The 15,476-nt window shown below is 56.8% G+C and carries 15 protein-coding genes; 3 read left to right on the top strand and 12 right to left on the bottom strand.

The annotated features are described in order from the left end of the window. Positions 1–45 precede the first annotated feature (45 nt). The gene (locus AC6IY8_RS16070; protein ID WP_497775566.1) at positions 46–495 is read right to left on the bottom strand and encodes a GatB/YqeY domain-containing protein; all 450 of its coding nucleotides are present in this window, start codon (positions 493–495) and stop codon (positions 46–48) included. A 408-nt stretch (positions 496–903) separates the two neighbouring features. On the opposite strand from AC6IY8_RS16070, the gene AC6IY8_RS16065 reads away from it, so the two are divergent. Continuing rightward, positions 904–1,782: a helix-turn-helix domain-containing protein gene (locus AC6IY8_RS16065; RefSeq protein WP_497775564.1), complete on the top strand. Its 879-nt coding sequence runs from the start codon at positions 904–906 to the stop codon at positions 1,780–1,782. A gap of 71 nt (positions 1,783–1,853) precedes the next feature. Here the strand turns inward: AC6IY8_RS16065 and AC6IY8_RS16060 are convergent, their stop codons facing one another. From AC6IY8_RS16060 to AC6IY8_RS16030, 7 genes are all read right to left on the bottom strand, one after another. Beyond that, on the bottom strand, positions 1,854–3,152 hold the full coding sequence (locus AC6IY8_RS16060; protein ID WP_497775562.1) for an alpha/beta hydrolase: 1,299 nt from the start codon (positions 3,150–3,152) through the stop codon (positions 1,854–1,856). A 266-nt stretch (positions 3,153–3,418) separates the two neighbouring features. Beyond that, a complete protein-coding gene (locus tag AC6IY8_RS16055; protein WP_497775561.1) occupies positions 3,419–3,727 on the bottom strand; it encodes a ribbon-helix-helix domain-containing protein in 309 nt (102 codons plus the stop codon). Positions 3,728–3,759: 32 nt separating this feature from the next. Then, positions 3,760–4,440 carry an AAA family ATPase gene (locus AC6IY8_RS16050; protein WP_497775560.1) on the bottom strand — a complete coding sequence of 227 codons (681 nt, stop codon included), beginning with the start codon at positions 4,438–4,440 and terminating at the stop codon, positions 3,760–3,762. Positions 4,441–4,600: 160 nt separating this feature from the next. Next, on the bottom strand, positions 4,601–6,268 hold the full coding sequence (locus tag AC6IY8_RS16045) for a glycosyltransferase family protein (RefSeq protein WP_497775559.1): 1,668 nt from the start codon (positions 6,266–6,268) through the stop codon (positions 4,601–4,603). A gap of 89 nt (positions 6,269–6,357) precedes the next feature. Beyond that, positions 6,358–7,257, bottom strand: a complete 900-nt coding sequence (locus tag AC6IY8_RS16040; RefSeq protein WP_497775556.1) for an Fpg/Nei family DNA glycosylase — start codon at positions 7,255–7,257, stop codon at positions 6,358–6,360. Positions 7,258–7,315: 58 nt separating this feature from the next. Next, positions 7,316–7,759 carry a PaaI family thioesterase gene (locus AC6IY8_RS16035; RefSeq protein WP_497775555.1) on the bottom strand — a complete coding sequence of 148 codons (444 nt, stop codon included), beginning with the start codon at positions 7,757–7,759 and terminating at the stop codon, positions 7,316–7,318. 35 nt (positions 7,760–7,794) lie between these two features. Further along, positions 7,795–8,940 (bottom strand): site-2 protease family protein, encoded by a 1,146-nt coding sequence (locus tag AC6IY8_RS16030; protein ID WP_497775554.1) that lies wholly within the window; start codon positions 8,938–8,940, stop codon positions 7,795–7,797. A 74-nt stretch (positions 8,941–9,014) separates the two neighbouring features. Here AC6IY8_RS16030 and rsmD point away from each other — a divergent pair, with 74 nt between their 5' ends. Further along, positions 9,015–9,578, top strand: coding sequence for a 16S rRNA (guanine(966)-N(2))-methyltransferase RsmD (gene rsmD, locus AC6IY8_RS16025; protein WP_497775552.1), 564 nt, complete (start codon positions 9,015–9,017; stop codon positions 9,576–9,578). An 11-nt stretch (positions 9,579–9,589) separates the two neighbouring features. On the opposite strand, the gene AC6IY8_RS16020 is transcribed toward rsmD, so the two are convergent. The 4 genes from AC6IY8_RS16020 to AC6IY8_RS16005 form a co-directional block, all read right to left on the bottom strand. After that, a complete protein-coding gene (locus tag AC6IY8_RS16020; RefSeq protein WP_497775551.1) occupies positions 9,590–10,144 on the bottom strand; it encodes a hypothetical protein in 555 nt (184 codons plus the stop codon). A gap of 139 nt (positions 10,145–10,283) precedes the next feature. Further along, entirely contained in the window at positions 10,284–10,676 is a 393-nt protein-coding gene (locus AC6IY8_RS16015) for a hypothetical protein (protein ID WP_497775550.1), read from the bottom strand. A gap of 144 nt (positions 10,677–10,820) precedes the next feature. Continuing rightward, positions 10,821–11,651, bottom strand: a complete 831-nt coding sequence (locus AC6IY8_RS16010) for a fumarylacetoacetate hydrolase family protein (RefSeq protein WP_497775549.1) — start codon at positions 11,649–11,651, stop codon at positions 10,821–10,823. Beyond that, the gene (locus AC6IY8_RS16005; protein ID WP_497775548.1) at positions 11,648–12,748 is read right to left on the bottom strand and encodes a fibronectin type III domain-containing protein; all 1,101 of its coding nucleotides are present in this window, start codon (positions 12,746–12,748) and stop codon (positions 11,648–11,650) included. Before AC6IY8_RS16005 ends, AC6IY8_RS16010 begins: the two co-directional genes overlap by 4 nt. Before the next feature lie 140 nt (positions 12,749–12,888). On the opposite strand from AC6IY8_RS16005, the gene AC6IY8_RS16000 reads away from it, so the two are divergent. Then, positions 12,889–15,345 (top strand): M1 family metallopeptidase, encoded by a 2,457-nt coding sequence (locus tag AC6IY8_RS16000; protein ID WP_497775546.1) that lies wholly within the window; start codon positions 12,889–12,891, stop codon positions 15,343–15,345. The last annotated feature ends 131 nt before the right edge of the window (positions 15,346–15,476 follow it).

Raw genomic sequence — 15,476 nt, 5'->3', positions numbered from 1 at the left:
GAGCCAGCTCGGCTCGCGTTTTGCTTTCGACGAGAGATTTTGAGATTAAGCTGAGAGCGCCTTCTTAACAGCTTCGCTCACCTGCTTACCCTCGACGCGTGCGCCAGCGAAGCGAGCCATTACATTCTTCATTACCGTTCCCATGTCCTTCATCGTCGGCGAGCCCATCTCGGCGATCACTGCCTTCACTGCAGCGTCGATCTCTTCCGCGCCCACAGCCTTCGGCAGATACCCCTCGATGAATGCGATCTCCTCCAGCTCTTTTGCCGCCAGCTCCGGACGGTTGCCCTTGGTGAAAGCGTCGGCCGCATCGTGACGCTGCTTGATCAGCGTCGCGAGCACCTGCATCTCTTCCTTTTCATCGAGCGCCGAACGCTTCTCGATTTCCTTGTTCTTCAGCGCGGCCTTCACCATGCGCAAAGTAGAGAGGCGCAACTCCTCCCGCGCCTTCATTGCCACAACGATATCAGCCTGAATTTTGCTAGTAATGCTCATATGCGCTCCATCATACCTCAGCCCTAGCTGCTGCTGCTTCTTCTTGATAATTGCGGCGCCGCAGCAGCAACACGCCCACACGTCGAATGAGCTTTCGCCGTCCGTGAGGCCGCAGGCTGGCTCACAGCATAAGCTAAAACAGCGACACGTAAATGCTCACCCCTAAGTGTGATCACACGATGCATGTGCGCCGTCGAGCATTCCTGCTGCTCACCGCAATTTGGGGAGGCTATTACGGCGCGCTTCGTATCGAAATCTTATACCCTTAGCGCATAAGTGCTAAACACGCGAATCCAGCTCACCGCAACAAAACTTTGTGCAACTTTAAAGAACCATGAACGCTCATAGTTTGGTGCGTCTGCTTCCATCTCTTCGGTTCAGCGGAAGCATGTATTCAAGGGAGGCCTGATGCCCCGAACAGGGATCATCGAGCGCGTGAACCTAGCCACCGGAAGACGTTGCGGTCTTCGCCCAGAATCCATCCAGCTCTCGAGTTCTGATCGTTGGTGTGGCATTCGCCTGGAACATCGTTTCGACGAGCCGGGCGAGCTTCCGGAAGGCTACCTCCTTCGGCATGTCATCGCATTTTATCCAAATCACTTGTTTACCTACGAGGTTTACCGTCCTGGTCACGGTTGGTACCCCAGACACGCCATGAAAGGTGCAGTCCAACTCTGGCCTGCACGTATGCCGTATGCGGTTCGATGGCATTGTCCTAAAGATGTTCTACTGCTTGAGATCGCTCCGGAACTGGTAGCCACAGCTGCATACCGGCGTCTCGAACTACGACAACTATTCAACCTGAGGGACGGTTTCATTTCACAAGCCCTCTTCGCCTTGGAAGAGGATCTCCGCCTCGGCAATCCCCTTGGCCCGCTCTACGGAGAGAGCCTTGGCGTTGCTATCGCCACACACCTCGCACGCGTATGGAGCGATGCCGACCAGGTTCCGGACGAGGAGGTTCCCGACTCGCCAGGTCTGCTAAGCCTCGTTTTTGAGTACATCAAAGAGCACCTTCAAGCTGATGTATCGCTTCACGATCTCGCACAGATCGCCCAACTTGAAGAGCACCAGTTCATTCGTTGGTTCAAGCAGGAAACCGGCATCGCGCCACACCAATACATCCTCCGCGAGCGCACCGAGTTGGCAAAGTCGCTGCTTAGAGATTCTGCGGTTCCACTCTCAGAGGTCGCTTTGCGTTGCGGCTTTTCAGATCAGAGCCATTTCTCCAACACCTTTCGCCGCATGACAAATGTTTCTCCAGGAGTTTACCGAAAAGCGGCATAAACAAACCACGAGCGCCGAGGAGATTTCCCCGACGCTCGTGGGCAACTTCGGTCGCCACTGTTTGATCGTGTTTAGTGGTTTTCCGAGTTCGCTGCATGACTGCGACTGTCACCCCAGATCCACTCCAGAGCGAGTGGCAATGTCTGCAGCATCGTCGGGCCGTCAACGTGGCCGGCGTTCTCAGAGAAGATGAACTGGTAATCGTAATTCTTCTCCGCAAGCACGCGAGACAGATTCTCGTTCGCCAGCGTCCAGTCGTGCATACCATCTGCCATTGAGGCAGAGTAGTAGAACAAATCCCGATCACCACATTCGAACCACATCGAGATGGGCTTCGTCGGGCTATTCGGAATCAACGGCGAGCCAACGTTTGCCTGTCTCTGATCCAGCGGACCCGGCCATATGGAGTGATACTCCCACGCACCTCCGCGCAGCGCGGTATTATGCGGCCATTGCTGATTCACGAAGGTCGGCGAATAAGCGATGATCTGGTTGTAAAGGTCAGGGCGGAACCAAGCCATGGTCCAGGCCGCCACGCCGCTCGAGCTAATCCCAAACACCACCCGGCGGCTGGGATTCTTCGTCAACCGCACGTGTGCATTCTGTTCCACGAGAGGAAGCACTTCGGTTTCAATCCACTGGGCCATCGTGCCATTCACCGAATCGTATTCAAATCCACGCTGGCTGCCCTGTGCGTCCTGACCTCCGTTGTCGATGCCGACCACGATCATCGGCGGAATCTTGCGCTCGTAAATCATGTTGTTGACGACTGGCTGGACCCTCGCAAAGTAACTCGCCGCATCCAGCACCACGAGGAACCTTGCATCCGCAGGATTGTCGAGATGCGGAGGAATATACACGTGAATCGTGCGCGTCCATGTTCCTGGATGGCTGGCTGGAACGATCATGTTCGAGGGGTCATCAGGAAACGTCTGCCCCGGCCATACCGCCGCATCGCGAGAGGCTTCATCGCGATACAGTCCCGGCTTGTAAATCAGGCTGTCAGCGGATGTCATGGTAAACGTCACAATTTTTTCTGCGGGCACCTGCGGATAAATGGTGTTTTCAGGAGCAGGCAGGTGCGTGGGTCCGATGACGAAATTGCCCTTGTCAGTCGGGGAGGGCAGAACTGTGTCCGGCAGCACTGTCGCCGGGGGATAGATCGGATTCGGCGTGGCGTTGAGGACCGCGTGACGTGTAGGCGGCTGGGTACTCAAGTCCATGAAGGTCGTGTCGATGTACCAGGGTGCGCTCGGGTCGGTCGTGTTTGCGCCCGGAGGTATGGTTGCATTCGCCTGGGCCAAAGCCATCGACGAGACGATCAGAACGAACAACAACGTTGCGGTCGTGCTGACAATCAAGCTACGCATGCTTCGTTTCAACTGATTCCTCCATCCAACGTGATTCAAAATTCAACTTCGAGCTGAGAGGAAATCTAAGCGGAGGCGGTGCATGCGTCTTGTAGGTTCTTGCAGGTTTGCAAAATCTTTGAAGCCCACCTGGAACTTCGAACTATGAACGAGAATCCGGCTACAGCTTAGTGACAATCACAATGCTGATGTCAGCTCATCTTCGTGCCTACGCAAAACGGCCGACGCATTAGCGCCGGCCGATCTTGCTTCATTCAGCTAAAAGTTTAAGCAATACTTGGCAGATGATATTTCGCGAACAGGTCGTTGAGAGCCTCGCGCAAGAGGTCCTCGTTCGTACGATCCTGATCGATAGCGAGCTTCGACAGCTGGCGCGATACTTCTCTGTCAAAGAATCCGCTGATTACCTTCTTCCCTATCCTGCTCTTGGGTCTTGATGGCGTCTTTGTTGCTACGTGCTCGGTTTTCACCTTGGGTTCGGGCTCTACCTCGGACCGCGGCACCTCGGGCGTCCGGCCAAATGGCGTACGGTGCGCTGCACGACTCATCGCTTCTTTGAGTGATGGTTTAGACATAAGCACTTTCTCTTTTGTATACGTGTACACACTCACACATGACTACCATCCGTGCCTGCACCAGCCACATGCAGCTTGGTTGAAGACTGCGACTTCAATTCCAACTGTGTTTTCACCCAGCGATAAAGAGCAAAGACTTCTTCTGCCGCCTTACCAAGTGGATCGTACTCTGATGCAACCTGCCCTTTGGTCAGACAGTGATAGTAGGCTGCCCTGTGCCCGAGCTGGATCGGTGCGATAGTGGCGCCGAGTCCTTGCAGAAGTGCAGCGGTTTCCTGGCCTAGCTTCCCTTGCGCAGGAACGGCGTTAAGCACGATTGCAAATGGTTTGTTCGCGATTCTGACAAGTTCGATCGTCGTAGTTACCGCCTGCAGATCGAACAGATGGGGTCGGCACGGAATCAGCACCAGGTCAGCCGCGCGAGCAGCCGTGAGAGATGAGGATTCGGAATTCGGAGAAGTGTCGATGATGGCAAACTCGGCACCAAATCGTTCGGCTTCCTGCAGAACGACAGGCAAGCGATTAGCTTGTGCGGATACTACAGCCGGAGTCTCCCCTGCGCGAACGTCGCTCCATGTAGCGGCGCTTGCTTGAGGATCAAGGTCAATGACTGCCGCGGTTTTCTCGTCCCGCTCTACGGCGACCGCCAAGTGAATGGCGAGCGTCGTCTTACCAACACCGCCCTTCTGAGCTATTACTGCTACGGTCTTCATGCGTACATGAATACACGTCCGCTTGTGTACATGTCAAGTCGAACGACATGTACACACGTCAACACACATGCCTTTCGACCCAACTGCATCCCGCATCAGGATGAATCAGCACTCGCGACAGAACTTGGCATCGTCAGCAAATCATGTTCGCCGGATTTCATCACTTGCCGCGCAGATCCAGCACCTTCACCCCGGGATAGTTTCCTTCGAAGACAGGTTTCATCGGCGGCGCCTCACCTCCTGCCTCGGTGAAAACGTAGTACCGCACTCCCTTGCTCGGACAGTCGCTAAACGTGCAATGCTCCGTGGTGCGGTTCGAATACAGATACAGCATTGGCAGGTCATCGCCGCTGACGACTTCACTTTCCGGTGTGTTTTCTCGCACCCAGGTTGCGGCGCTCCTCTGAGCATTGAACCACCGTATCCAATCCGGGTGTTGCAGAGAGTTCGGGGATGTATGTTTGGCACTTATGTACATCGCGTGGTCGTAAACGAAAAGGATCAGCACACACAGCATCACCACGCGCGCAGCGCTCCAAAGATCTGGCGAATGCTGCCGCAATACCCTCTGCCACGGCCATGCAGAGATCGCTCGCGTTCCCAAAGCCAGATAGTAGAGCACAAGAGCCAGTACTGGAACCATGTACCGAAGCGGCGACCAGGGCCAGAACACCAGAAGCAGAATCGTAAACCCAAACACCAGTTCCAGCAGTCCCGTATCTCGTTTCGCCGCCGATATGAATCCGATCAGGACAACGATCGACAACGCCAGCGAAATAATCTGCCCCGAGCTTGCGTGTCCCATCGAGCCCATCGGCGCCTTCATGTAATTGCGCGACACCGCGGGAATCACGACCGTGAGGTCCGTCAGCTCCTCACCGCTCTCCGAGCCGGAGCGATACAAGGACGGAACAATCAGCGTTCCAAAATCCGCTCCCACCATCGCAGTCGAGAGTTGCCAAACGCGCCCCGGGAGGTCTCGAATCGTTGCCTGCGCCCCTGCCACACCTGCATAGCGGTCCCAGAACTGCGCTGTGTATCCGTGCACGAGTAGCTTCGAAGCATCCTGCTGCGTGCGCTTGTAAGCTCCCCAACTTCCAGCGAGCAGGATCACGATCGAGGCGTAAACACCAAATTCCTTAAACAGCTTGCGGCGCAGAAGATAAACGGCAATGCCACCCAGTAAGGTAAATCCGATGGTTCTCGTCAGATAGGCAAGCGAACCAAACAGTCCCGCAAAGAACGCATTTGCGACAGACTTGCTGTTGCGCCCCTCTTCCGCGCATCGATCAGCAAAGAGCAAAGCGACGAACTGCAACAGCGTAAACACGGTTTCCGACATCACCGACGACGTCGCCAACATCACCGTCGCAGGCCCTATGGCCGCCGCGGCTGCCACCAGAAACGCCAGCGATAAAGGCAAGCGGTTCCTTCGGATGAGCAACCGGAACACCACAAACGGCAGAATCGCCATCGAGAGGATGGACAGCGACTTCAACAAAACGAGGTTCTCCGGAAAACGCGGAGAGACGCGCATCAGCAACGACAGCAGGAAGGGAAAGAATGGCGGATAAAAGTATTGCCCCGAATGATCGGGTAAATTGATCAGCGCGAATCCGTGACCGGTCGCGAGCGAGCGCGCCAGGACTAGATACCATCCATCGTCTTTGAACTGCCCTGCAACTTCATCCAGTCGCAACTCGTAAATCGCCAGAAATCCAACGAAGCAAACCAGCACTGCGAGTGCGATTTGCAAACGGCGCGTGCGTTGGCTTTTAACTTCCCGGATATCGGGAACAGTTGTGCTCATATTGGTTGTAGTCTTCATCAGAAGATTGCCTGTCGATGATCTTTTCACCCCGCCTCAGTCGGAGCAATCATTTTCTCTGGAGCCGTCACAACCGTAAGTTCCTTCTGTCAACGGCGCTTCAGTGCCTCGAGTTCATCCATCGTTCGTGGCCAGTCCGAATGCAGCAGTCGCGACAAACTGCGGTCGGCAAGCAATTTGCCTCCGGTCTGGCAGCGGGCGCAGTAGTTAGTTTCGTTGTCGGCGTACCGAATTCGCTGAATCGCTTCTCCGCAGCGAGGGCATGGCTTTCCGTAACGGCCGTGCACAGCCATTCCCTCGCGGAACGCTGTCACTTTCTCAGGAAAGTCTCTCTCTGCTTCCTCACGCAACCGCTCTACCCAATGCTTCAGAACGTCGCAAGTCGCAGCGAACAGCCTCTCCCACTCTGAGGTCTGCAATTTCTGTGTCAGCGCCACGGGTGATAGTTGAGCCGCATGCAGGATCTCGTCTGAATACGTATTGCCAATGCCGCTAAGTATTCGCGGATCGGTGAGTGCGCGCTTCAGCGTGCGATTCTCCGCGATCATCGCATTGCGGAACGCCTCAAGGTCGGAGGAGAGAACATCGATGCCGCCCGGATCGACCGACTTCAGACCATCCTCGCCGCGCAGCACGTGCAGCGACGCGCGATGTCTTGTGCCCGCCTCCGTTAGCACGAGCGAGCCGGTGGGGAAATCGAATGCTGCCAGGTTCTGCCGTCCAGCCAGTTTTACCGCGGGTTTGCGCCAGTGCAGGCGACCGGCGATCATCAGATGCAACACCAGCCAGAGATCGCTTTCCAACCCGATTGCGATTCGCTTGCCGATACGCCGAACATCACGCACCGTGCGTCCTTCCGCCTCTGAAATGCGCGGCTCTGCCGTGCGCAACAGAAACGGGCTCGCCACCCGAATGCGCTCGAGCGGTTGCAAAATGATGCGCGGCTTTAATGCATGAATGTAGGCCGAGATGTCAGGCAGTTCGGGCATATTCAGAATCGGCTGCTAGTCTAAGCTCACAGAATAGATTCGGAACCCGCACTAAAGATCACTCGCTATCGTCTGTCTCCAGCAAAAACATTGTGGCATCGGTTTCAGCCAGCAATGTCTGTGCCTCATCATCGGTTCGGATTTCAGCGCGCGCGGTTATCAATTTCCGGCGCTGCTCAATAGTCCATCCGCGAATGACCAGCTTCGCTCCGACTGGAATGGGCTCACGAAATCGCGTCTCAGCCTTAGCCGTCACTCCGTTCAGTCCCTGGAAATGAACCGCCCAGCCCAGCGCCTCATCCATCAGCGAAAACGTTACGCCGCCATGCAAAATGCCTGGCCACCCATTGTGCTCGTCACGCGCCGTGTAGAGCGCGCGGCTCCCCGTCGGTCCATCGGGATAGAACGGCACCTGCATTCCATGCTGATTTTCAGGGCCGCAGACATAACATTTCCGGGTCTTCGGTTTGACGGCCTTCGCCTGTACTGGTTGTGATGACATTCCCTTACCTTGTTGTCGAACTTATTGTGAGAGCTTTACTGTTGCGGAGCAGGAGCGTTCGTCGGAGTTGTTTCTGCTGTCGTGCGGCGCAGCGAGAGTGCGGTCAGCTTTCGCATCAGGTTCTGGAAGGTGATGATGCCGACCAGGTAGTCGGACTCGACCACAGGAATCATCGCGAGACCGCTGTGTCCAATGCGGCGCAGAACCGCTGCCAGCGACTCCTGCGGACCTGCAACTGGATATTCCCGGCGCATCGCCGACTGCACATAGCCGTTGCCCTGCTCTTCCAGCGACTCGGCCATCTGCTGACGACTGATCACTCCCACCATATCTGTACCGCGCACCACCGGAAACTCTTCTTGCGGAGGATCCACGGAGCGCTGCAGCACATCGGCCAGCGTGTCCGCCGGCGACACCGTAATGAAGTCGGTTGCCATCACGTCACGCACGCGTACCCGCTCCAGCACGGCTTGGAGGATCATACTGCGATCTTCCAGTTGCGCAGCCAGGAACAGAAACGCTCCGGCCATCATGATCCACAGATTACGCGAGCTCGAACCGAGAAACACCGCTCCGCCGCATAGAAACAGCGCCAGCGAAAACCATTGCCCCACTGTCACTGCGCGTCGCGTGGCCGTCACCTGATCGCCGTTCGTCGCCAGCACCGCACGCAGGATGCGGCCTCCATCCAGCGGATATGCCGGTAGCAGGTTCAGTGCTCCTACAAACAACTGTGCCCAGAAGAAGCTGCGCGGAAGATCAAACGGCGTTAACCATGGGAACTGGAACAATTGCACGTGTGGGTACAGCAACAGCGTTGTTGCGCCGATCAGCGATGCCAGCGCCAAGTTCACCATCGGCCCGGCAATCGCGATCCGAATTTCGCGGCGGGCATCGAGTCCGCGCTGCGCCTGCTCGTCCAGCAGCGAAATGCCCGCGATCGGCAACAGCACCACGCTGCGTACGCGAATGCCATGGCGTGCCGCTACCAGCGTGTGACCAATCTCGTGTGTAATAACTGCGAACAGCACAAGCAGCATGAGGACAAAGCTGCGCAATCCGACTTCCGGCCCGCGTCCGGTCTCTAGGAACCAAACCAGGCAGAACATCAGCGGGAAGCTGAAGTGCACTCGGAAGTGGATCCCGAAAATATCGAGTACCGGAATGGACCAGCGTCTCATGCGATTTGCCTTATCTCTGCGAAACCCATTACTAATACACTACACGGCACAGGGCCGGGTGTAGAAGAGGCCAAATGAGAGTGATCGCGGGAAAGTTTCGCAGCCGAACCCTGAAGAGCCTTGATGGTTTGGAGACTCGTCCCACCTACGATCGGCTCAAGGAGACGTTGTTCAATGTGCTTTCATCGGCTGGAATGGTCGAGGGATGCCGATGGGCTGATTTGTTTGCCGGAACAGGTGCTGTGGGAATCGAGGCGTTAAGCCGCGGCGCAGCCTCTGTTCACTTTGCCGAAACAAGCGTGCAAGCCGCAAGAGTGCTGCGCCACAATCTCTCCTTGCTCGGGCTTGGGGCCGATGTGGCCGAGCGCGATTCGGCCGAGGCTCTGCGCCAGTGGGAGAAAGCCGGATTGCAATTTGACGTGTGCTTCTTGGATCCTCCGTACCGCATGCATGGAGCTTACGGGGAGGTCTTGCGCACCATCGCACGCGGCCAAATCCTCGGCGAGGCCGCAATCGTGGTCGCCGAGCACGAGAAGCGATTCGATCCCGGTGATGGCGAGGGAGAACTCGAGCGCTATCGTCGGCTCGATCAGGGGGACAGCTCCCTCAGCTTCTATCGCATGAGCGCCAACGGATAGCGCTAGCCGGTTCACATCACAATGTCTTCTGGACGCACTAGCGCATACTGCATTTCGCGCAACTCCTGCCGAACCAGGTTGAGCCCGAAAACGCACGTTTCAAACTGCTTCGACAGTCGCCCGAATAACGGCGCGACATTGCGATACTCCATCTGGTCGAACTGGCTGACGATGAAATAGCTTTCTTTGCCCGCCTGCACAAAATCGATGAGATTCTCTAACCGCTGCCGCCTCAATCGAAAGCGATTGATCGACTCCGGAAACATTCCGCTGTAGAAAAGTGTGAAGTCCCCGATGTGCTTGCGCACCTGCCGCTCGCGACCGAACGAAGGAGCTTCGCCAAAGATCGGGTCGCTCTCCAGCAGCATCTCTCCCACGTCATCCAGCGAGCGCCCCTGCGCATTCTTCAATGCATACACATTCCGAGTGTCGCAGAAGCTCGTCAGCAGGTCCGCCAGATACGCCCAGATCTCCTCGTCCTTCAGTCCCACATCGTTCCCGAATTTAGTCTTAATCTTCTCCGTCAGAAGTTGCCGTAACGGATGCCGCTCGCTGATCTCTCCCATGATCACCGTTTCTCCTGAAACTGTTTAGCGTGTGCCACGTTCTTAACCCGGTTAGATAGACGCAGCAAGGTAGAAGGTGCCGGGGAGTAGAAGATTGGCAGTCAGTGAGCGGGAGTGCTGATAATAGGTTGGAAAGCTACTAAATTCGCAGCCCGCACCAGTTCTCGGATACAACAATCGAGTTGCCGGGGCTGTGCGGATCATACTTAACACTCGTAGTGACGCCGATGCGGCAGGAGTGTATGTCCTCAAACGGATGCAGGTTCGTCACATCTTGCGAGCACTCATACTGCACTCCCGCAATGTCATAGGTGTAGAGCACCAGGTGCTGCACGTGGCCCGGTTCGGCCTCAAACTCCTGCACATCGAGCACGGTTCCATCGGTGATTCTGCCCAGTTCGGTGATTCGTTTGCGGCGCAACGCTTCGCGCTGCTCGGGAGTCATCTTGTTCTTGCCAAGACGCCACAGCACGGAGCTGGCAACGGCCAGGACTACAGCACCAGTAAACGTGTAGATGCGCAGCAGGGTCATCGGAGAAAAAGGCGCGATCTGATATGGACCGCTCTACTTTGACTTTACTACGAAATGGTCCCACCGGAGCAGCGACACGCCGTCTGCGAAAAAAGCGCGAGCCCCGGAAGGACTCGCGCTTTCGTATCTACGATTTTGACCTGATTACTCGTTGATCACCGGGTTCCGCAGCGTGCCTATGCCTTCCACCGACACCTCGACCACATCCCCGGCATGGATCGGCCCAACGCCCTCCGGCGTGCCGGTGGCAATCAGGTCTCCCGGCAATAGGGTGCAGAACTGGGAGATGTGGTAGATGATCCTATCGATGTTGAACATCATGTCGCGCGTGTTCCCGTCCTGCTTCACCTCGCCATTCACCCGCGTCTGCACGCTGATGCCGTTCGTCATGTCGAGTTCCGTCGTGACAATCGGCCCAAACGGGCAGAACGTGTCAAACCCTTTGCTGCGGGTCCACTGCCCATCGATATTCTGCAAGTCGCGGGCTGTGACATCATTCACGACCGTGTAGCCGAGAATGTAGTCCTTCGCGTTCTCGCCTTCCTTCATCTTGTGGCATCGCCTTCCGATGATCACTCCCAGCTCGCCTTCATAATCCACGCGCTTGCTGAGAGTTGGGCGCACAATCTCGCCACCCGGAGCCAGCAGCGATGATGGCGGCTTGCCGAAGATCAGCGGCTCGGTCGGCATCTCGTGATTCAGCTCGCGCACGTGTGCCGCGTAATTACGTCCTACGCACATGATCTTGCTGACAATGGGGAACGGTGTCAGCAGCTTCGCGCGCTCCAGCGGAAACGGCTCCTCGATCTTCTTGCCAGAGCCGATCTCGGGCAGCACGATGAGTTCGGGGACACCAACGCTGCTCACCTGCATCTGCGGGCTGCCTAGCTCGCTGACAATGTAGTCGTGGCCGTCGCGTGTTTCCACGAGGCCAAAGCGGGATCCTTCCATTCCTAAAAAGCGGCAGAACTTCATCGAACCTCCAAAGGCACCGACTCTTCGGCCGGAGCTGATTGTGCACTCTGGTTGCCGCGCAGATCCACCGCTGCGACGGCATAGAAATACTTCTGCCCAGCATGAACATCGTTATCGCGCCACGCAGGAGCCTTCAACGGAGTGCCTCCCGAAGCGGCGGCAAAGGTGGAGTTGGCCGCGCGGCGATAGACAATGTATCCAGCCAGATCGCTTTCCGTGTTTGGTGCCCACGTGAGGTCGATGAATGGCTTCTGCCCAACGCTGCTGAATACTGCCTGCAAGCCACTCGGCACCGCGGGCGGAAATACGTCATGCACGTTGAGATGCACCGCCTCGCTGTCGTCGCCTTCCACTTCCACCGCTGGACGACCAACTGCCGACGCCAGCACGGTCACAGCCGTAACCTTGTACTCATACTGCTGCTCCCACGCGAAATTGCTGTCGCGCGCCTCTCCCGGGCCCATGTGATAGGGCAGTTCGGCTGCCAGCGCAAACTCGCCTTTCCCATGCACCCGGCGGTAGATTCGCAGCCGGTACGAGGTCCCCGCCGAAGCAGCCGGCGCAGAGGTCACATTCCACTCCAGCAGCGGCCCTTGCCCGTCGAGCGTGGCGCGGAAGTTTCCCGGCGGCGGAGGCGTGGGCACGAGAGAGGTTCGCACCTGGTTCGATAGTCCAGCCGAGCGCCCGCGATCGTTGAACACCACGACCGCATACGTCGCCTGATTGCGCGCGTCAACAAGTGAAGGCGGCAATACGTCTTCAAAGGAGACCACCGGGCGCCGCGCGGACGACGTAACCGACGCCAGCTCGCTCGTCTTGATCTCCTTCACCGGCTCGCCGCACTGGTTAATCGGAAACTGATTCAGCACGCGACAGATGCGGGTTGTTGTCGGCCCGCGCATCTGCTGGCGATCCGTGGTTTCCGTCGGCGGAGACCACGTAAGCAGCACCCGATCCCCTTTGCGCATGATCGCCAGGTTATCGACCGCCACCGGCAGGCGTAGCGATGGTGGCAGTGGCGCACCCGGCGCTGCACATCCAGTCGCCAGCGCAAGAGCGCATCCGCACACCCCAAGCAGATAAGAGTAAGTCTTCATCAGAACGGTTCAGCGTAACAGAAATCACCAAACCTCTGCAGCCATCAACCAAAATCAGAGTTTCTGTCTCACTTTTCTATCGAATGCAGCTACTTTGGCCGCATAATCTCCTCGTCGGTTTATGTCCAAGGGAATCTCACATGAAAGTTTGGCTACGCTCCTCGCTCTTTGTTATGGTTTTCGCTCTCGCGACCAACTGCTTTGCCATTGAAAGCGTTGCTCCCGCTCCCAACTCCGATCCGATATACACCCAGCTACGGCATATCCAGGTCGAGAGCCAGGGCTACGAAGTGCATAACCTTCGCATCGTCCGCGATGTGGGAACCTTCGAGCTTCGCAGCGGAACCGTTTGCCTGCTCTCGCCCGTGCAGGGAATGGTCACCGGAGCGGTCTTCCGTGGCGATGGCACGTTCACCTTGCAGACCACCGATCGTCGCGAGCAGAGTCAGATCAAAGCTCTGTCCGGCGGTCCCGGCATGACGGAAGAGTTCGAGAAGCTGACCTTGCGCTTCTCCGACGGCACAGGCGAAGAAATTGCGCACTCCACATCATTGAAACGCACAAGCGCCGGTTGTCCCATCGACATTCTCGAAGATTCTCAGAAAGAGAGCCGGTTCCCCTTGCGTTACAACGTCAGCGGACGTCTCCTCCAACCCGTTCTGGCGGCCAAACCTGACGGCTTCTTTCTGGCCTTCATCAATGGACGCAAATACAGCAACCGCATGATCTTCGTAGTCGATCCGCAGGGCGTCCCTAAATTCCTCACTTATGGCGAGCGCTCCACATCGCCGCAAGTCGAGGTGTACCCCGATCAGGTCGCGATGTTCACCTACAGCGATCTGAAGTTCGGCATCTGGTACGGCGGCAAGCTCACGCCTAGTCCTGCCAGCACCGACCTTGCCGAGATTGGGCCAGTCAGCATCGCGCATCAGAATCTTGAGGTCTCCATCGAGCGCAGCGGATTCCTCGACGGTATCGCAACCACCACGTTTATCTCCAACATCGATAGCCTGCGTGTCGTTCCGCTGGACCTCTACTGGAAGCTGCGCACCAAATCCGTCACCGACACCTCCGGAGCGCATCTGCCATGGATCCAGGAAGAGATGCACGAAGACATGCAGTATCTCGTGATTCTGCCGAAACCCCTGGCCCAAGGTGAAAAGTACACGCTCGTAACCGCCTACTCCGGCAAGGACGCCGTTTCACACGAGGGCACCGGAAACTACTATCCACGTGCGCGAGAGAACTGGTATCCCACTACCCACTTCGGCAAATACGCCACCTACGAGATAACGCTGCGTATCCCCAAGGGCAACACAATGGCCGCCACGGGCACGCTCGTCAGCAACAAGAATGAAGGCTCACAGAACGTCTCTGTCTGGAAAAGCGACATCCCGCTCGCGGTCGCGGGATTCAACTTCGGTGACTTCAAGCAGGAAACAGTCAAACTCGACAAGATCGATGTAACAGTAGGCAGCTTCGTGAATAAGGAACCGCCCGACATATTCAAAGAGCTCACCGCTGTGCGCGTCGCCGTAAGGGGAGCGCCATCGCTGGGAGGTAATGACACCGGCGTCTCCGAGCTCGGCACCATGAGCACCACACCTCTTCTGAAGAAAGCGCTCTCCGAAGCGCAACTCGCCACCATTCTCTACACGGATTACTTCGGCCCTATGAGCTACAAAGACGTGCGCGTGACCCAGCAAACCGCCATGAACTACGGCCAGAGCTGGCCCGAACTTGTCTTCATGCCGATCACCTATTTCCTCGATACCACTCAGCGCCATGCTTTCGGATTCAACGAAAACAACAGCTACTTCCGAACCGTGGAGCCGCACGAAATCGCGCACCAGTGGTGGGGACATACAGTTGGGTTCGATTCCTATCGCGATCAGTGGATGAGCGAAGGCTTTTCGCAATTTGCCGCCTCGCTGTATGTGCAGCTCGTCCGCAACAACCGTCAGGAATTCCTGGACTTCTGGAGAGATGAGCGCCGACTCCTACTTGATAAGAACAAGTTCGGGGTGCGCGCAGTGGATGCGGGGCCGCTCTCCATGGGATTGCGACTCAACTCCGGTAAGCAGGGCTACAACATCTATCAGGACCTCATCTACCCCAAAGGCGGCTACGTGCTCCACATGCTGCGCATGCTGATGTACAACCAGCAAACCGGCGACGCAGATTTCAAAGCCTTAATGCACGATGTTGTCCGCACATACCAGAACCGACCGATGAGCACCGAGCAGTTCAAGGCCATGGTCGAGAAGCACATGTCACCCACACTCAACGCCACCGGAGACGGCAAGATGGATTGGTTCTTCGATGACTGGGTGTACGGCACCGAGGTTCCCACCTATGCGAGCGAGTCCTCTATCGAGGGCGGAACCATCACCATCAAGGTCACGCAATCAGGCGTCAGTCCAAGCTTCCGCATGCTTGTGCCCGTGTACTTCGAGCTGGGCGATGGCCGGGTCGGCAAGTTCGGACAGCTACTGCTCGTGGGAAACCAGACTATCTCGCAGAGCATTCCACTCGGAAAGACCGTTCCGAAGCGTCTGTTCATCAACTACAACGAGGATGTGCTCAGCAAGAATTAACGCCCTTCGGCTTCAGCCGCCGCCTCCTCCGGGGGGCGGCTTTTTCGCGCCAATTTCGCAGCTCATTTCTGCCTATATCTCACCTGTATTGCCCTGAATGCGATGTTTTCTCGTCGCATTCCAGCTACTTT

This window comes from Koromonas soli, assembly GCF_059726265.1.
The sequence above is the reverse complement of the archived record's forward strand: the minus strand, read 5'-3'. Positions and strand labels throughout refer to the sequence as shown.